Here is an 18,919-nt window from a genome sequence, read left to right as displayed (position 1 = left end):
TTTCATTCTCTCCTCTTATACGTTTTACATCACGTCGCATCGGATGTATCACTAGAATAAACAATAGATATAAATATAAGATGCAGATGAAATGGAGTTCTTTTAAAGATTTCATTATAAAAAAAGGTTATCCAAAAATAATCTCTTGGATAACCTTTTTTATTTAGTCTACACTTAAAGCTTTCTTCCCCATTTGATTATAAATACTTGCAAACCAACTCTTACTCACTTTCACATTTTTCGTGCCATAAAATGGGTCATTATAATATACATAATTATCATCGACACCTGTTAAAACGACCGCATGAGTATTCATTCGTCCATAAATTGTTTTTCCACTTGGTGTTTTCCACGTTGTAATTGGTCTTGGATTATTTAGTGCTACAGTTACCCAAGTAACAACCGGTTTCCCATTTCGCACATAATCTTCTAGGACTGAGAAATCATTTCCCGTTAAATTTGTTCCTCTTGCATATTTATCTAACAATCTTTTTAATGGTTCTGGATTAATAGAATATCCTGGCGTATTTCCTGTCACATCACCTACAAACCCTACATCCGGATCTCCCCAAATTTGTGATGATGTTTTATAGTTCTTTAATTTGGTTTGATCAAAAGGCATTTCAAACGCAAATGCTACTTTATTTAATGAGCGACCAATTTGATGTTCCACAAGCATTTGTAAAGAAACTACTTCACAGCCATTGTGTAATTCTGGAAATTGGTAAATTGATGGTACGTTCAATATCACTTGACTACGATTAACATTTCCTTCATTAACCCATTTCAAACCATTATTAGTTTGTATTTGAATCCAACCGCCTTCTCTTTCACCATATACTTCTACTGTTTGCGGAGAATATTTCCCTGATACACGCGATACAAAACTAGGGCTGTCATATGCAAAAAATACTTTAGATAAATACTTTGTCTCCTTTTTCGTGTCTAACCATTGGTATCCTGCATATGTACTTATACGAAGCCACGTTCCTCTTTCTTCTACAACAGTTACTGTTTGTGGTCCATAATACGCTAAAACAGTCGCAGACCGTGACGGAGCATCGTAAGTAGTAAAGTCTCTATCAATCTGTACTTTCTTTTCAGTTAGGCAGACCCATTTATAACCTACACTCGTACGAATTTTAATCCAATCGCCTTCTCTTTCTTCAACAACCGTCACTTCTTGCGGAGTATACTCGCCTGAAATACCAGACGATAATGACGATTCATTATATGTAACGAAGTTTTTCGTTATATTCACTTTCTTCTCAGTTAAGCACACCCACTTAAAACCCAGATCCGTATAAATTTTTATCCATCCACCGTCTCTTTCTTCATATACCTTTACTTCTTGTGATGCATATTCATTTGAAATACCTGATGATAATGATGGCTCGTTATACGTAAAGAAACTTTTCGTTATATGTACCTTTTTCACTTTTACTTCACTATCTTTAGATTGATCTGTTACCGCAACAAGTCGCGCTGCCTCCGCACGTGTTATCGATTTATCAGGTTGCCACTGTGTTCCATCAATCCCACTTGATATACCTAATTCTACTAAAATATTAATGAATTTCTCACCCCAATGATCTTTCACATCATTAAATAATGTCGGTAATTCTCCATTAACTTTCAAATCTAATTGATATGCTTGTACAAGCATTGTTGCCATTGCCGCTCTTGTCATTTGACCGTACGGATTAAATTTCCCGTTTCCTTCACCTTTAATAACGCCTGCTTTTTCCACCGCTGCAATGTAGGAAGATGCCCAATTATCTTTCGAATCTATAAAGGTCGGCTTGTCCCCTTCTTTAACTTCTAATCCTAAAACTTTAGCCATAATTGTAGCCGCTTCAGCTCTACTTAATACACCATGCGGTGAAAATGTTCCATCCGGCATCCCTGTAATTACTTTTTTATTCACTAAGTAATTAACAGACTCTTCCGCCCACCCTGGAACATCATGGAAAGATTGTGGTGCTGCTTGTAAATTACTCACTGCCCTTTTTAATTCTACTTCTCTTTTTTCCTGTTCTTCCTTTTGCTTTAATTCAAGTTCTTGTTTTTCTTGTTCTTCTTTTTGCTTTAATTCAAGTTCTTGTTTTGCTTGATCTTCTTTCTGCTTTAATTCAAGCTCTTGTTTTGCTTGCTCTTCTTTTCGCTTTAATTCAAGCTCTTCTTTTTGCTTTAACTCTATTTGCTGCTGCTCCAATTGTTGCTGCTTTATTAGTAATTCTTCTTGCTGTTTCTTTAATTCTTCTCTCTTTTGCTTCTCTTTTAATTCAGGATTTATCTCTTCTTGTTTATTCTTTTCGTCTATTTCTAATCGACTATTCTCTCCAAGCTCTTCCTTCTTTGTTTGTTCCTCTAATTCATTCGAGTTTGTTTCTTCTTGGTTATTCTTTTCATCAATCTTCTTCTCTTTTACCTCTAAAGGATTCTTCTTTTCAAGTTCTTCTTGTTGTTTCTTTAATTCTTCTAATTTTTGCTGAACTTCTTCTAATTGCCCTTTATCTTCGCTATCTTGTTTTAGTAACTCTTCTTTTTTCTGTTTTAATTCATCAGTTTTAACAAATAACTCTTCCTGCTGTTTCAAAATATCTTTTCTTTTTTCTAATTCCATTTGCTGCTCTTTTATAACTTCTAATTGTTTTTGCAATTCACTTTGCTTACTACTATGTATAACCGGTAAGGCTTCTATACTATTTCTCGTTTTATTTTCAATTTCTGCTAGCGAACTAGAAGGAAATGTTAATAGATTTGTTGCCAATAAACTCGCTACTGCAATTACACTATATTTTTTCATCATACACACCTTTTCTAATTTTACTTCCATCATATTTCCTACCATATGTAAAATGTAAGATTCCTTTATAATCATAACAAATCTTTCATACGCTAAGGGACTTTTTATGGACAAGAAAGAAGCACCGTATAAATACGATGCTTCTTTGGATGTGTCTCGATATTTATTTGTTACTTTCGCGTGATTGAGAAGTAGAAAGGGCCGGAGTGATAACTAATTGTCTCGGCTCAGTTTTCTTGAAGTGATTTTTGACGTTACACTTACGACATTGAACGACCCATGCTTTAATAGGATTTGTTAAAATAATTTTTTGCCTGTCGTTAGGGGCCTCTTCTTCCAATTTACAACTATCGCTCCACTTACTCCATTTCATTGTAAATTTAGAAGAAGAATGATCGTCTTCTCGATCAAACATCTGCAAAAAATCCGTTTCTCCAGCTAGCATTACGGTGTTACTAGTTGCTAAAAAAGAAAAGGTCGTCCAATGTTTCTCCATGCCCTCCTACTCCTTTTTCACATATAGAGTGCCTAAAACTTAATTTACCTAAAATATGCTTGCCTTTTACCTTACACTTATAGTTTATCCAAAACACTACTATGCAACTATCGATTTGTCTTACAAATCACCTTACATTTTTGTAAGAAACGAAAAAACCTTCACTCTATATACGTGAAGGTTTCTCATTTCTTATCTATAGGATTTTTCATATCATCAAGTCCAGCCTCTTGCAGCTGCGACACCATACCATGGGAAATTGCGCCTAATACTAAAGTCATTCCAATTAGTGAAATGCGAATTGCAGGTACATCAATTATGTAAGCCAACATGCCAAGAACAATTGTTAAAAGCAATGCTTTTATAAATGTTACACTTGTATACTGTTTCTTTTTCATCATAATCACCCTTTATGGAAGCGTTTTCTTAATATAATCAGTATATCATATCATCTGATTATTTTGTGGGGATTTCTGTAAAAACCTTATATCTTCTTTGACTTTTTCCTTTCTATCCTTTACAGTCGAAATGTTCACAAGTTTTGCACTGTAGGAGGATTCAAATGAAAATTGAAATAAAAGATACTTTAATTTCTGAAGAACAATTACAAGAAAAAGTAAAAGAACTAGCGCTTCAAATCGAACGTGATTTTGAGGGAGAAGAAATCGTAGTAATCGCTGTATTAAAAGGATCTTTCGTATTCGCTGCTGATTTAATTCGTCACATTAAAAACGAAGTAACTATCGACTTTATCTCTGCATCTAGCTACGGAAATCAAACCGAAACAACTGGAAAAGTAAAACTATTAAAAGATATCGATGTAAACATTACTGGAAAAAACGTAATTGTCGTAGAAGACATTATCGATTCTGGTTTAACACTTCACTTCTTAAAAGATCACTTCTTTATGCATAAACCAAAAGCATTGAAATTCTGTACGTTACTTGATAAACCTGAGCGTCGTAAAGTGGACTTAAAAGCTGAATATGTTGGCTTCCAAATTCCAGACGAATTTATCGTTGGCTACGGTATCGACTGTGCAGAAAAATATCGTAACTTACCATTTATCGCTTCAGTTGTAACGGAATAATATAATAAACTTCCATCAATTACTGGTGGAAGTTTATTTTCTATCACGATTCGTAAAAGACAAAGGGAGAGAATAAAAATGACAAAGACAAAATTCGAAAAAGTACTCCTCATCGTAAATCCGAAAGCAGGACAAGGCGATTTACATACGAACTTAACGAAAATCGTACCACCTCTTGCTACGGCTTTTCCTGATTTACGCATCCTACATACGAAACAACAAGGTGATGCAACAAAATATTGTCAAGAGTTTGCTAGTAAAGTAGATTTAATTATCGTCTTTGGTGGCGACGGAACTGTATTTGAATGCACAAATGGCTTAGCCCCTCTTGAAACTAGACCTACACTTGCAATCATTCCAGGCGGAACTTGCAACGACTTCTCTCGCACACTTGGTGTTCCGCAAAATATTGCAGAAGCAGCAAAACTCATTACAAAAGGACATGTAAAACCAATTGATGTCGCAAAAGCAAATGGACAACACTTCTTAAACTTTTGGGGTATTGGACTCGTCTCTGAAGTATCAAACAATATCGATGCAGAAGAGAAAGCAAAGCTTGGTAAAATTGGTTACTATTTAAGCACAATTCGAACTGTAAAAAATGCTGAAACATTCCCAGTAAAAATTACTTACGACGGACAAGTATATGAAGACGAAGCTGTCCTTGTTATGGTTGGAAACGGTGAATATCTCGGTGGTATCCCTTCCTTTATTCCGAACGTAAAATGTGATGACGGAACACTTGATATTTTCGTAGTTAAGTCAACAGGCATTCAAGCGTTTAAAGATTATATCGGAAAGAAACTATTTGAAGACTCAAATGAAAATGACATCTTCCATGTAAAAGCAAAATCCATTCATATTGAAACAGAAGAAGAAAAAGAAGTAGATACAGATGGAGAAAGTTCCCTTCATACACCGTGTCATATTGAATTGTTGCAAGGGCACTTTACGATGATTTATAATCCTGCGTTTGTATAATAACTATTTCACTATAACTTTAATAATTACTAAACTTCGCATTTTTCAAAAAAATATAGTATGATGAATAAATAAAAGGTTGTTAACAAAAACGTTAACAACCTTTTTTGTTTTTTCTAAAAAACTTTTCAATTTAAAGGAGCGATCACATGTATTGGAGAAAAAATGATAAACCTGTAGAAGAACCAGAAGCAATTGCTGTGTGGGAATGCGAAGAAGAAAACTGCCGTGGGTGGATGCGTAAAAATTTTTCATTAGAAGAAGAGCCGAAATGTCCGTTATGTAAAGGCAATATGGAAAGCGGCGAACGCTTATTACAAAAACTATAATAAATTCTCCTCTTCATCTTTTATAAACTGAAAAATAAAGGATTCTCTTTCTCCTTATCTACAATGTGAATCGAAAGAAAATAAAATATACAAAAAAGCTTTGCGTATCCTCGCAAAGCTTTTTCAATAGCTCAAACTCATCCCTACTATCATTCTTTACTAAAAAAACAAATTACATTTTGAACAAAAAGGAGCAGAATCCCCCCTTCGAATTTACCCACTATATTTAGGACAATACACATACAAACCTTCTTTTCTATGTCTCTCTATCATCCCTAAAGCTACTACTCTCATCCCGACCATAATTCCTATTAAAATAATACTAAAAATTAATAACATGGATGTATCCCCTAATAAAAAAGTGAAATATAGGAAATATCTATGTATTATTTTTCTACTCTCTATCTACTATATCAATCCACCACTGCATCCTTCTTATGCATATACACATAAGAAATACTAAAAACCACGATAATGATGCCACCAAAATATATACCATACTCGGTTACAATGGTTACTATCATTTCTATATGCTTTCCAAATATAGAGCCTAGTACAAAGTAAACTAAAGTCCAAGCAAATCCTGTTACATATGAATAAATCGCATACGTTTTAAATGACATGTTATTCATTCCTACTAAATACGGTACGATATGTCTCACAACGGGGATAAAATAACTTATTACTAATGCATAATGGCCATATTTCCCTACTATCTCTTGTGATTTTAAAAGGTACTTCGCCTTCTTCTTTTTTATCAATTTTTCAAGCACTTTTATGCCAAATATTTTCCCTAGTATGTAACCTAAAGAAAGCCCAGATACAACGCCTAAATATGTTAATAAAAACGCAGGAATTACACTTAATACGCCTAATGAAGATACAAATCCACCACTCATTACAATCATTTCATCTGGAATCGGCATACCGATAATGCCAAGCCATAAACAAAAAAATAGTGCCCAATAACCATACTGCTCAATGTATGATATTAATTCATGTAGCTCCATTATGCATATGCTCCCCTTAGCTCTTTTTTACAGCTAAAGACGTAGGCTGGCGGGAAATTAAACCAAACTTTTTCTAGTGTAATTTCAGGGAAGAAATGCTGTATAAATCCTTTTTTTACAAGTGAATATTGAAATGTAATGAATTCCCCATTCTCATGTATCGCTTCCATTGCATTGTTTAAAATGCGTTTTGAAACTTCTTCTGGTAAAGAAGTAAAAGGCAATCCTGATAAGACGTAATCAATGCATTCTATATTGAACTCTTCCATATATTTCTTTATATTTTCAGCCGAACCGTGTACAACAATGACGTTCTGCTCATCTTTAAATTTGCTCTTTAGCTCTTTGCAAAACACTTCATTAATTTCAATAAGAAGAAATATTGTCTCCTTCTTCTTTCGCTTCATAATTTCTTTCGTAAAGACTCCTGTACCAGGACCTAATTCCACAATGCACTTCGCTCTATTAAAATCAATTACATCTACCATTTTCTTTGCTAATATTTTTGAACTTGGCGCAATCGCACCAGTATGTTTCGGGTGTTTAATAAATTCATGTAAGAATGTTATGAGTTGCATGTAAATCTCTCCCCATTCGTTCAATAGTTTTTAACTTGTGTTTAAGTATAACTATCGTTTCTTAATAAAAATTGAGGAGATTTCTTAAGATTTTATGAAGAATAAAAAAACAGCTACCGCCTATAGCGATAGCTGCTCCCTTATTACTTCGCACTCACAATCTTATAATAAGAGCGAACTGTTAAGAAGTAATATCCGATATAAATAACGCTGTATACTCCGATACTAATTAGAAGCGGAATCATAATTTCAAATGGTAGTATGTTCCCTAAACCTTTTAATGCAAACAAACTGTGTAGAATTCCGATTACTAGTGGAATTGCAAAGATAAAGCTCACTTGTTTTGCAATAGCTTTTTTCATTTCTTGTTTCGTTACACCGATTTTATGAAGGACAACGTAACGCTCACGATCTGCACTTGCCTCTGTTAGCTGTTTGAAGTAAATAATAGAACCTGTTGCTAGTAAGAATACAAGTCCTAAGAACATTCCGATGAACATCATTAGTCCAGTTGCTTCAAGTCCCATATGGAAACCAGTATAGAAGTCTCTAAATGGTGGTGCCATTTCTGATTCACCAGCTGGCATCACTTTTGTTAGTTTTTCTGTTAATACTTTACTGTTTCTTTCATCTTTTACATCAATATTTTTCACAACACGTGTTCCAAATGCTTGCTTCGCTTGTTCATACATTTCATCTGGAACGACAACAACTAATTCACCTAAGTTCGTAATTGCATTATTATTTGCACCTTGGATCGTCAATGTCTTCGTTTCATTTCCAATTTGGAATACCGCTTTATTTCCTTTATATTCAGGGCTAAACTCATACCCTTCAATATAAGAACTATCATATATAAAGGCTTCACCGGCAGCTATATTCACTGTTTCTGCATCGATTTTTTTAGCAAGTTTATTAAATTCAGATTGAGATATAAATTGATATTTCTCTGAGATACTGTAGTTCATATTAAAGATGAAATCGACTTTAACTCCTTCAAACTTTCCTTTTACAGGAACCATCTCAACTTCAAATTGATCTTTTACAGGATGATTCTCTTTTTCCTCAGCAAAAATCGCATTTACTTTCTTATCTAGTTCTGCATCTTTCTTCTCATAAGAGTAGCTGTATGGTGCAACTGCTTTTGATTGTGTAAATGTGTTGTAATACATCGTAACTGACGTACCAACCGCTGTTAATGTTACCGCACTTAAAATAGAAATTGTCGCAAGTGACTTTGCATTCCCTTTAATACGATATAGTAGCTGTGACGTCGTTACCATATTCATACCGTTATAAAACGATGATTTATTATTTCTTGCACGTTTCAATACGAATACAGTAAAGAACATAAATAGTAAGTACGTACCTAATACTGTCGCAAGTAAAATATAAAGTGCAACTGCCATAAAGTTTGCATACATAATTGCCTTCATAAACATTAACGCTAAGAAATAACCTGAACCGATTAAGAAAACTGAAATTAATGCCATAATGACAGATCCTTTTGGCATTGCTTCTCCTTCACGTTCTGCGCGGAAAAGTTCAATTAACTTAAAGCGATAAATTAAACGATACCCTTGGAGTGATGTATATAAAATAATCACAAAGAAAATAATTGCTGTATCAATAATGGCAGCCATCGGTACTTCAAAATGGACGTTTAAGTTTAATCCCATCATACTTACTAATAACTCAAGGAATAATTTTGAAAGGACACTACCAATCGCAATCCCGATTACTAATGACATTAATCCCATTAACATATTTTCATAAAAGAGCATTTTACCAATTTGTCTTTTACGAATACCTAATAAAGAATATAAGCCAACTTCTTTTTTACGTTTACGTGTAAAGAATCCGTTCGAATATATAATGAACACTGCTACGAAAATGATAAGCATCACACTGGAAACCTGAAACGCACCGCTAATCTTTTTAGAGGCTTCCGCTGCTTTTTCCATTTGTGAATTATATTGCAGTGCTTTAAATGTAAAGTAAATGACGATACTAAAAATCATAGATGCAAAATATACAAAGTAGTCTTTAAAATTCCGCTGTATGTTGCGGAGGGCAATTCTAGATAAGGTCATCAGCCATACCTCCAGAAATAGAAGACATTACGTCAACGATTTTTTGGAAGAACTGTTTACGCGTCGATTCACCGCGATGCAATTCTTTATATAGTTCACCATCTTTAATAAAAATAACTCTTTTACAATAACTCGCCGCAAATGCATCGTGCGTTACCATTAAAATTGTTGAGTTATCATATTCATTTAATGACTTCATACTTTCTAATAAATCTGTTGCTGATTTAGAATCGAGTGCTCCAGTTGGCTCGTCCCCGAAAATCATACTTGGATTTGTAACGATTGCCCGTGATGCGGCGCAGCGCTGCTTCTGTCCACCAGACACTTGATAAGGAAACTGACTTAAAATATGATCAATACCGAATTTCTTCGAGATTTCAAGAACACGGCGGTCAATTTCGCTCGCTTTCACCTTTGATAATGCAAGAGGTAAAGCGATATTTTCTTTCACCGTTAATGTATCTAATAAGTTATAATCTTGGAAAATGAAACCTAAATGATCGCGGCGGAACAAAGCTAGCTTATCATCATTCATCTTCACAATATCTTTTCCATCAATTAAAATTTCACCGTTCGTCGCATTATCAATTGTAGAAAGAACATTTAAAAGAGTCGTCTTACCAGAACCAGAAGGTCCCATAATTCCAACGAACTCACCTTCTTTTACTTGTAAGTTAATACCTTTTAACGCTGCAAATTTATTACCACCCGTGTCATACACTTTTTCAATATTTTTTGCTTCTAACACTGTTTTCATCTCGACATCCCTCATTTCTTCTATTCTCTATTTTCACTATATACATTCTCTACTCTTGCCACTATCGATGTTTCTTACACAAACATGACAGTTATGTAAGGCACCTAAGTAAAGACATAAAAATTTAACTTAATGAATGAAAGTACTTTGTTACTATAGCATTGGGATATCATACCATCCATTCATTCTCCTTACAGGAACATTACAATTTTGTAAGGTAAAAAATGCACCTACAAAGTTGTGCACGAAATGTCGGATGAAGCTATTTCTTTCCTGCTATTCTAATTGCAAAGGAGGTCATTTAATGGATTCACTAAAAAATATGAATGCAGCAATGCAATATATTGAATACAACCTGACAGATGAAATTGATTTTAAAGAAGTTGCGAGGCTAGCTCTCTGCTCTGAATATCACTTTAAAAGAATGTTTTCATTTCTAGCTGGCATATCACTATCTGATTATATTCGCTGTAGACGTCTTACTCTCGCTGCCTTTGAACTAAAAAACAGCAATGTAAAAGTCATTGATGTCGCTATTAAATATGGCTACAATTCACCAGATTCATTCTCTCGTGCATTTCAAAACTTACACGGCATAACACCTTCAGAGGCCCGAAATAGTAGTCATTCTTTGAAAGCTTATTCACCGATGACCTTCCAACTATCCATTCAAGGAGGAAATGAAATGAACTATCGAATTGAAGAAAAAGACTCATTTCGAATTATAGGTATTACAAAACGAGTACCAATCGTTTTCAATGGTGTAAATGAAGAAATTGCCTCGATGTGGAAAAGTTTAAACCCAGAGTCTATTCAAACATTAAAGTCCCTTTCAAATATTGAACCTACAGGACTCATTAGTGCTTCTACAAATTTTTCTGAAGGAAGAATGGAGGAAAAAGGCGAACTCGATCACTATATTGGAGTAGCCGCAACAAAGGATTGTCCAAAGCAATTCAAACAGCTTGAAGTTGCGGCTTCAACGTGGGCTATATTTGAAGCTATTGGCCCATTTCCTAGTGCATTACAAAATGTATGGGGACGTATTTATTCCGAATTGTTCCCTTCTTCAAACTATGAACTAGCAGAAGGTCCGGAAATTTTATGGAATGAAAGTAAAGATATATCCTCGCCGAATTTCAGAAGCGAAATATGGGTACCTGTTTTGAAAAAGTAATATAAGGATCTGAACTGTTTCAAAATAAAAAAGCTGCTCTTCCTTTTTAAAGGAAGAGCAGCTTCTTATTTTATACTTCTTCTCGACTCGTTCCTATACAAGAAAATAGTAATACTCGTAAGCACTATAACAAATAAAAAAGTAAATACTCTGTAGTTCGAGATAGCAGCCGTACCGATTAATAAGGCAGGTATAACAGCCACAATTAAGCCACCAAACATACCGACAAACGATCCTACACTTTGTTTTACTACTTGCGTTTCTGATACCCAATCATAATAACCCAATCGATTATTAATAAAAATCCCCCATACTGCCGAAAATACTGAATATGTTATCGGTGTTATTATGATTAAAAAAGAACTCCAAACATCTAATTTTAACCCTATTATTAGTAATACAGCACTAATAAGTGATACAGGTATAGTCAATGAAAGATTCATAAGAATTTTACTGTCATAAATCATCTTTGGCGCTATAGGCAATGACTTAATAATCCATATATTTTTTCCTTCTAAAGACAATGACACACATGTTGTACACGTCATCGAAATCGCTGCTGCAATAGCAAATGGAGCAATCTTTTGCAACAGGGGCTCAATTCCAGGATACGCTATTAATTGACTTGGCCCTACTACAACTATAGCCAGCGAGAAAGCTATCGCCATCACGACTCCCATTCCACTATTTATGACATACACTGTAGAAGAGAAGAAACGTTTCAGCTCTTTTTTATACAATGCAACCAATACACTTTCTTTTCTCATACTATTAATCTCATAATTTGAAAGCATATGATAAGTGGAAATCCCTGTGTTTATTTGCTTATATTTTAACGAAAGTATTTTTACAAAAAGATAATACCAAATAACTGATATCCCAACGAATAGGATGAAGGCTATAATATCAGCATTAACAATTGCTTTTTGAAACATGTTAGCTAATGGATACACTTTCGTTAATTGCTCTGAAACAATTGCACCAATTCCATTCATATCATTAAGGCTATATTGAGCATTTCCGTTTTTTAGCATAAAGAAACCGAATGTAATAATTACTATAAAACTTAAAATCGTAGTTATTTTATTCGTATTTTTAAATTTAGAAGCGATTGCCGTAATCCCAGCTCCAAAGATCGCTGCTATTGTTGTTGGGATTAAAGATGCTATAAACATACTGATGAACCACATAAAGTAAAAAACAACTGATGGCTTCTCATGTATGCCATAAACAACTCCCATCGGTAGCATGATTATGATTGAAAAGATCGTATTCAGCAAGTATAAATACAAAAATCTACTTGCAATAACAGTACTTACACAAATCGGCAATGACATTAAAAAATCATAGTCCTTAAAAGCAAAAATTTCTCCATTTGCCTTAAATATAGTGAAAAACAACGTTAATACACTGCTAATAACTAGTGCATAAACTGGAATAATTTCACTCATTTCTAGTTTCACCAATCCATATGCCGAGGTTCCGCAATATAACATTAACATGACACCAACTAGGGCAATAGATGCTGTCAGCAAAATCTTATTCTGCTTCTTTTTCTTATCTTTTTCGTATTTAAAGGTATTTAAACCTAGCTGCGTTATCAACCGGATTTTCAACAGACCTAAACTACTAGTATTCATTAGCAAGCTCCTCCATAAAGAGCTCTTCCAATGAGCCTTCTTTTATTAAAGAATTTACTTCCCCTGAAAGTGCTAATTTCCCTCTATTAATCATCGCTATTTTATTACATAACTTCTCCGCCACATCTAAAACGTGCGTAGAAAAGAAAATTGCACTTCCCTTTTCACAAAGCTCCTTCATAATACCTTTCAATACTACGGCTGCCTTTGGATCAAGACCAACGAAAGGTTCATCTAAAACTAATAATTTCGGTTTATGTAAAACCGCCGATATAATCGCTACTTTTTGTTTCATACCGTGTGAATAAGAAGAAATTAAGTCTCCTAAGTAAGGTGTAATCTCAAAGGCATCCCCATACTTCTGTATCTGTTCTTCCCGATCCTTCGCAGACACTTTAAACACGTCAGCAACAAAGTTCAAATATTGAATTCCTGTTAATTGCTCATATAAATCTGGATTATCAGGAATATACGCCATTACTTTCTTACATGCAATCGGATCCTTTTTTACTGAGTGGCCATCAACAAAAATTTCACCCTCTTCAAAATCTATAACTCCTACTAACGACTTAATTGTTGTACTTTTTCCCGCACCGTTATGCCCGATAAATCCAAAGATATCTCCTGCTTGAACAGTAATATTTAAATGATCTACTGCTTTCTTACCACCTTTGTATGTCTTGCTAAAATTTATAATTTCTAACATGTAATTTCCCCCAAACTATATTTTTAACTGAATTTTCAGACCTAAAATCAAAAAAATTACTCAGCGAGCTTTTCATTATCCCCACTGAGTATTTAAATCTCTTAACACATAGAAACTATAAATATAAAATTTGACTAGTACAGTTCAATCCCTTATTGCTCACAATTGCATTTCTTTTTTATATAAAACGTAAGAATATAAATTCGTTATGATAACAGCAACTACTATAATCCCGAGCATCATATAAGATCTCAAATCAGCTGGAGCGAAAACACTTATAATCATAATAAGTCCTAACACCACAAATACTTTCCCGCTAAATCGATGTGTCTTTCTCCATACTTCTTCATTACTTAATGTCCAAGGATTACGCATCCCAACGAAAAAGTTAGGCTTGCATTGTGGCAAATAATTGCCGATGACTATAAACAAAACACCCACTAATAATTCCGGCACACGATTAATGAATAAGTTATACCCAAGTCCACTTGTAATAATATCTATATTCCCTACAAATAGTAGCAGGAGTATCCCATTATTCATCATCATAAAAGCTTTAGAAAATTTCTCATAATTTGCTTTCCTTGGATCAATCTTCGGTATTACATTTAGAAATATATATAACGCAATCATAATTCCAACCATAGAAATCATTCCATATAATTTAGACGAATATCCATCTACCTTACCGCCGCTCCAATGCGTCGCAATTGTATCCGGTAAATGAGGCCAAGCAAACGCCCATGCGATACAAGTTATAAAAATTAATATAATTGCAAAAAGATGTTTTCTCATTTCCCCTCTTCCCCCTTATTCGTAAACGTAAACACCCAAGTCAATAAATCTTGAAATACAGTCGTGTTCAATGAGTACACAACGAATTGCCCTTTCTTTTCATCTTGAATAAGTTCAGCATTTTTTAATGCACTTAAATGATGTGAAATACTTGGCTTTGTCATATTGAACTGTTCAGCAATTTCACCAGCGGTTAGATCGCCTTCTTTTAATAAATCTAAAATTTTTCGCCTTGTTGGATCTGCTAATGCTTTGAATGCTTGATTCAATGTCTTTCTTCCTCTCACTAATTAGACATTTAGATATTTATCTAAATATTAAATCGAAAACTATTAATTGTCAATTATATCCATAGCCCTTTTTACTTTTCCACTTTTGACCTATACTGATACTATATAAATCTGGTTTAATCTTTCGTCATATAAATACGCCACAGCTATTCTATGTATATTACTTCGCATGGAGAAGAAACAGGCTTTGACCGCCCTATACATAGCTATACCCTCTCTCTCACCTAAAAAGAAAGGTTCTATGTCCTTTTTAAATTTGTATATTTATATAGCTTATATTTCAACATAATGAAAAGACTTGAAACACATGATACACTATAGCTACAATTGTTTTTTTGAGGAGGAATATACATATGTACAAAATTTTAATCGTTGAAGACGATCCAAATATTTCATCATTACTACAATCTCACATTCAAAAGTACGGGTACGACGCTGTTGTTACTGAAAACTTTGATGATATTATGGAATCGTTTAACGCAGTGAAACCACATCTTGTTTTACTTGATGTAAACTTACCGAAATTCGATGGATTCTACTGGTGCCGTCAAATTCGTCATGAATCTACTTGTCCAATTATTTTCATTTCAGCGCGTGCTGGTGAAATGGAGCAAATTATGGCGATTGAAAGCGGTGCGGATGATTACATTACGAAACCGTTCCACTACGACGTTGTAATGGCAAAAATCAAAGGTCAATTACGCCGTATTTACGGTGATTATGCACCAAATATTTCAGAACGTATCGTTGAAGTAGAAGGTTTAAAACTATTCCCTGAACGTCCAGAAATTCACTTTGGATCTGAACAAGTTCTTTTAACGAAGAAAGAGGCAATTTTAGCAGAAATGTTATTATCTAAATTCCCTCGTACAGCGAGCCGTGAAGATTTATTAGCTGCGCTTTGGGATGACGAAAGTTTTGTTGAGGAAAATACATTAAACGTAAACATTACGCGTCTTCGTAAAAAGTTTAATGAGCTTGGTATTGAGAACTCTATTGAAACAGTACGTGGACTTGGGTATCGTTTTAACGCAACTTGGAGTGAATAAGCATGAAGCTATTTTTACGTGATCATTTTGCATTTTTCCTACTGTACGTATTAAACTTCGGTATCATTTTCGTTCTTTATGATGCAGTAGATGGATTTCAAAACAATAAATTTTACTTCGTCGTTTTAAGTTTATATTTATTCATTTGTTTCCTCGCTTATCGTTACGTTCGTAATCGTAGAATGTACCATAGATTAAGTGAGCAACCAGAAAAAATGGAAGATGCGTTTATTGAAAGAGCAACTGCTCCGATGCCTCACGGTGTCAATGAACTCGTGCGTACGCAGTACCGCCTCTTCCAAAAAGAACTGCAATCGTATGAAGTAAAACAACAAGAACATCAATTATTCATTAACCATTGGGTGCATCAAATGAAGACACCTGTTTCCGTCATGCAACTTATGGTGCTGGAAATGGAAGATGAACATTTAATTCCAAAGTTTAAACAGGAATTAGATCGTCTGAACCAAGGGCTTGATATGGCTTTATACATGGCAAGATTAAATAACTTCCATGAAGACTTCCATGTCGAGACGATTTCATTAAAAGATACGGTAACAAAAAATATTAACGGATTAAAAGAACTATTCATTCGTAATGGTGTCTTCCCTGTTTTAGAAGTCCATTCTGATTTAAAAGTTGCTTCTGATGCGAAATGGCTAAAATTTATCATCTATCAGTTAATGACAAATGCAGTTCGTTACTCTGGTGAACGCGGAAAGAAAGTATTCTTATCTGCTTACCGAAACGGAAAAGATATTATTTTAGAAGTTCGCGATGAAGGTGTTGGTATTCCGCAAGAAGATATTCGAAGAGTATTTGAACCGTTTTACACTGGGAAAAACGGTCGCGCATTCGGAGAATCTACTGGTATGGGACTTTATATTGTAAGTAAAATTTGTGATTATTTAGGTCACTCTGTCAAACTAGATTCTGAAGTCGGTAAAGGAACGACGATTAAAATCATCTTCCACAACGCTGCAAATAATCAGGCAGAACATACGGAGAAGAGGACCGAAGCATGATCGTAACATATGCAAGCAAAATGTATGAGAACTCAATCTCATACATTTTTTGCAATACAACTACTTCTATATCTTCTAGCCGGAGGTATAATCTATGACATTTTGGCAATTTGCATTTAAAAACGTCACGCGCAACTCAAGAGCTTATTTTGCTTACTTTGTAAGTAGCTCCTTTTCCATTGCTGTGTTCTTTTCGTTTGCTGTTTACTTATTCCATCCGAAATTACAAAACTTTGACATGACTTCTGAAATTTCAGGATTAATGATATTTTCAGAAGTAGTAATTGTATTTTTCTCTTTCTTCTTTTTACTATATTCCATTGGTACTTTTTTAAAAGTTAGAAAAAAACAATTTGGGGTTTTGACCATTTTAGGAATATCGAGAAAACAATTACACCGTCTCGTCTTCATGGAAAATATGTTAATCGGGATTTCATCTATCTTTTTCGGTATGCAGTTTGGAGTTGTTTTTTCGCAATTTTTCTTATTAGTAACAGCCAAACTTACGCATGTTCCAGGAATATATTTATACGGTCCTACTAACGCGTTTATTTTAACAACCATTGTTTTCCTTAGTCTTTTTATCATTGTATCTGCATTCACACCAATGCTTATTCGTACAAAAAAAGCGGTACACCTTTTAAAAACCAATGTTGGAAAACAAAAAGAAAGAAAACCATCCATACTTGTTTCTTTCTTTGGTGCGATTTGTTTATTAGGTGGTTATGCGTTAGCTGGAAATCCTAAATATTTCGTATCAATAAGCCCGCAAATAGGTGTTATATATATGGTTTCAAGTATTTTCGTTATCCCAACGCTTGTTACAATCGGAACATATTTTTTCTTTTCTCAAATTAGCTTCTTACTCATTTATATTCTAAAGAAAAGAAGAAAATTTTATATGAAACGGATTAATATGCTTTGGGTTTCGGATTTAGCAAGCCGTATTCGAACGAATATTAATATGCTTTTTATTGTAGCGATGCTATCTACTATCGCTTTCACAATGATTACGTTTCTATATGGATTCGGGAAATTTATTAAGCTAGAAGTTAATAGAACTTCTCCTTTCCCAATTTCTTATTTTTCTTATGATGCGAACCCTTTTGTTACAGAGCATTTAAATTGGCTTGAGCAACAATTACAAAAAGAGCATTTCTCTTATAAGAAAATAAAAGCTGATATATATGAAACACCACTAAAAGAAGATAAAGATGTAGCCATTTTTAATGATGTATACGCAATTAAGCAAAGTGACTATAACAAACTTGCGAATTCTTTACTAATGAAACAACTATTTATGGATGATAACGAAGCATATGTGTTAACAGGGACATCTTATATCACCATATTCAACGAATTTGAGCAAAGCTACAAAAGAGATTACATTACACTCTCTAGTACAAATACGAAATTACGAGTAAAAGGCTATGAGTATGTGAATGCAATTCCAGCTGGCTTTTCATATCAAACGATAGTTTTGCCTGATGTTATCGTAAATAACTTACCTGGCACCGTAAAGCATATATCAGCATACAATTACAAAATTCAAAACTGGGAACAGACATATAAAATTGCTGATAATTTTATGGAAAAAGTACAAAAAGATCGAGATACATCCCAGTATGAAGGACCTCTTATTCGCCCCTTTGAATCAGCAGGTTCGTTATACAAAATAACATCTGGCAGTGCTGCATTCTTCCTAATCGGGACATTTTTAGGAGTTATCTTCTTCATTGGAGCTGGTAGCGTTCTTTACTTTAGAATGTATACGGATTTGACGAACGAACAAGAGAAATATATAACGATTTCTAAAATCGGTGTAACAGATACAGAGATGAAACGATCTGCAACCATTCAACTTAGTATTTTATTTTTCGTTCCGTACATTATGGCATCCATTCATACAATGTTCGCAACAAAAATGCTACAAGATGTAATTGGTTTATCTCTGTTCAAAGAAGTTTCAGCCGTTCTTATTATTTTTGGATTCGTTGAAATCGTATTTTTCGTATTCATTCGTTCACTTTATATGCAAAAATTATCACAGTACACGAGTGGACAAAATATTTAAAACAAACTTGATGAAAAGGG

The 18,919-nt window shown here is 34.1% G+C and carries 18 protein-coding genes; 7 read left to right on the top strand and 11 right to left on the bottom strand.

The annotated features are described in order from the left end of the window. Nucleotides 1-163: 163 nt before the first annotated feature. From QCI75_RS03200 to QCI75_RS03190, 3 genes are all read right to left on the bottom strand, one after another. Nucleotides 164-2,812, bottom strand: a complete 2,649-nt coding sequence (locus QCI75_RS03200; RefSeq protein WP_144506748.1) for an S-layer homology domain-containing protein — start codon at nucleotides 2,810-2,812, stop codon at nucleotides 164-166. Nucleotides 2,813-2,972: 160 nt separating this feature from the next. Further along, nucleotides 2,973-3,305, bottom strand: coding sequence for a hypothetical protein (locus tag QCI75_RS03195; RefSeq protein ID WP_144506738.1), 333 nt, complete (start codon nucleotides 3,303-3,305; stop codon nucleotides 2,973-2,975). Nucleotides 3,306-3,490: 185 nt separating this feature from the next. After that, nucleotides 3,491-3,706 (bottom strand): hypothetical protein, encoded by a 216-nt coding sequence (locus tag QCI75_RS03190; protein ID WP_144506739.1) that lies wholly within the window; start codon nucleotides 3,704-3,706, stop codon nucleotides 3,491-3,493. A 161-nt stretch (nucleotides 3,707-3,867) separates the two neighbouring features. Between QCI75_RS03190 and hpt the strand changes: the two genes are divergently transcribed. The 3 genes from hpt to QCI75_RS03175 all read left to right on the top strand — a co-directional run bounded on the left by hpt (nucleotide 3,868) and on the right by QCI75_RS03175 (nucleotide 5,705). Continuing rightward, a complete protein-coding gene (gene hpt / locus QCI75_RS03185; RefSeq protein WP_000687586.1) occupies nucleotides 3,868-4,395 on the top strand; it encodes a hypoxanthine phosphoribosyltransferase in 528 nt (175 codons plus the stop codon). A 78-nt stretch (nucleotides 4,396-4,473) separates the two neighbouring features. Continuing rightward, nucleotides 4,474-5,376, top strand: a complete 903-nt coding sequence (locus tag QCI75_RS03180; protein WP_144506740.1) for a diacylglycerol/lipid kinase family protein — start codon at nucleotides 4,474-4,476, stop codon at nucleotides 5,374-5,376. A 149-nt stretch (nucleotides 5,377-5,525) separates the two neighbouring features. After that, a complete protein-coding gene (locus QCI75_RS03175; RefSeq protein WP_144506741.1) occupies nucleotides 5,526-5,705 on the top strand; it encodes a cold-inducible protein YdjO-related protein in 180 nt (59 codons plus the stop codon). Between the two features lie 413 nt (nucleotides 5,706-6,118). Here the strand turns inward: QCI75_RS03175 and QCI75_RS03170 are convergent, their stop codons facing one another. The 4 genes from QCI75_RS03170 to QCI75_RS03155 all read right to left on the bottom strand — a co-directional run bounded on the left by QCI75_RS03170 (nucleotide 6,119) and on the right by QCI75_RS03155 (nucleotide 10,143). Further along, a complete protein-coding gene (locus QCI75_RS03170; RefSeq protein ID WP_144506742.1) occupies nucleotides 6,119-6,715 on the bottom strand; it encodes a DedA family protein in 597 nt (198 codons plus the stop codon). Further along, nucleotides 6,715-7,293: a class I SAM-dependent methyltransferase gene (locus QCI75_RS03165; protein WP_144506743.1), complete on the bottom strand. Its 579-nt coding sequence runs from the start codon at nucleotides 7,291-7,293 to the stop codon at nucleotides 6,715-6,717. Before QCI75_RS03165 ends, QCI75_RS03170 begins: the two co-directional genes overlap by 1 nt. A 143-nt stretch (nucleotides 7,294-7,436) precedes the next feature. Next, complete coding sequence (locus QCI75_RS03160; RefSeq protein WP_353759962.1) at nucleotides 7,437-9,386, bottom strand: ABC transporter permease; 1,950 nt, start codon at nucleotides 9,384-9,386, stop codon at nucleotides 7,437-7,439. Next, the gene (locus tag QCI75_RS03155) at nucleotides 9,373-10,143 is read right to left on the bottom strand and encodes an ABC transporter ATP-binding protein (RefSeq protein WP_000859655.1); all 771 of its coding nucleotides are present in this window, start codon (nucleotides 10,141-10,143) and stop codon (nucleotides 9,373-9,375) included. The genes QCI75_RS03160 and QCI75_RS03155 overlap by 14 nt, the downstream gene beginning before the upstream one ends. A 304-nt stretch (nucleotides 10,144-10,447) precedes the next feature. Between QCI75_RS03155 and QCI75_RS03150 the strand changes: the two genes are divergently transcribed. Continuing rightward, nucleotides 10,448-11,320 carry an AraC family transcriptional regulator gene (locus QCI75_RS03150; RefSeq protein ID WP_353759961.1) on the top strand — a complete coding sequence of 291 codons (873 nt, stop codon included), beginning with the start codon at nucleotides 10,448-10,450 and terminating at the stop codon, nucleotides 11,318-11,320. A gap of 65 nt (nucleotides 11,321-11,385) precedes the next feature. Here QCI75_RS03150 and QCI75_RS03145 read toward each other — a convergent pair whose 3' ends face one another. From QCI75_RS03145 to QCI75_RS03130, 4 genes are all read right to left on the bottom strand, one after another. Next, on the bottom strand, nucleotides 11,386-12,960 hold the full coding sequence (locus QCI75_RS03145) for a putative ABC transporter permease subunit (RefSeq protein ID WP_353759960.1): 1,575 nt from the start codon (nucleotides 12,958-12,960) through the stop codon (nucleotides 11,386-11,388). After that, nucleotides 12,950-13,666: an ABC transporter ATP-binding protein gene (locus tag QCI75_RS03140; protein WP_353759959.1), complete on the bottom strand. Its 717-nt coding sequence runs from the start codon at nucleotides 13,664-13,666 to the stop codon at nucleotides 12,950-12,952. The genes QCI75_RS03145 and QCI75_RS03140 overlap by 11 nt, the downstream gene beginning before the upstream one ends. 159 nt (nucleotides 13,667-13,825) lie before the next feature. Continuing rightward, complete coding sequence (locus QCI75_RS03135; protein ID WP_353759958.1) at nucleotides 13,826-14,461, bottom strand: SdpI family protein; 636 nt, start codon at nucleotides 14,459-14,461, stop codon at nucleotides 13,826-13,828. Next, entirely contained in the window at nucleotides 14,458-14,730 is a 273-nt protein-coding gene (locus QCI75_RS03130; protein WP_002067754.1) for an autorepressor SdpR family transcription factor, read from the bottom strand. Before QCI75_RS03130 ends, QCI75_RS03135 begins: the two co-directional genes overlap by 4 nt. Nucleotides 14,731-15,104: 374 nt before the next feature. Here QCI75_RS03130 and QCI75_RS03125 point away from each other — a divergent pair, with 374 nt between their 5' ends. The 3 genes from QCI75_RS03125 (at nucleotide 15,105) to QCI75_RS03115 (ending at nucleotide 18,899) form a co-directional block, all read left to right on the top strand. Beyond that, nucleotides 15,105-15,800, top strand: a complete 696-nt coding sequence (locus QCI75_RS03125; protein ID WP_071744366.1) for a response regulator transcription factor — start codon at nucleotides 15,105-15,107, stop codon at nucleotides 15,798-15,800. Between the two features lie 2 nt (nucleotides 15,801-15,802). Next, on the top strand, nucleotides 15,803-16,825 hold the full coding sequence (locus QCI75_RS03120; RefSeq protein WP_144507013.1) for a sensor histidine kinase: 1,023 nt from the start codon (nucleotides 15,803-15,805) through the stop codon (nucleotides 16,823-16,825). 94 nt (nucleotides 16,826-16,919) lie between these two features. Continuing rightward, nucleotides 16,920-18,899: an ABC transporter permease gene (locus QCI75_RS03115; protein ID WP_144507014.1), complete on the top strand. Its 1,980-nt coding sequence runs from the start codon at nucleotides 16,920-16,922 to the stop codon at nucleotides 18,897-18,899. Nucleotides 18,900-18,919: the final 20 nt, after the last annotated feature.

This window comes from Bacillus cereus group sp. RP43, assembly GCF_040459645.1.
Taxonomy (GTDB): domain Bacteria; phylum Bacillota; class Bacilli; order Bacillales; family Bacillaceae_G; genus Bacillus_A; species Bacillus_A mycoides_C.
This window is presented reverse-complemented; position numbering and strand designations above follow the sequence as displayed.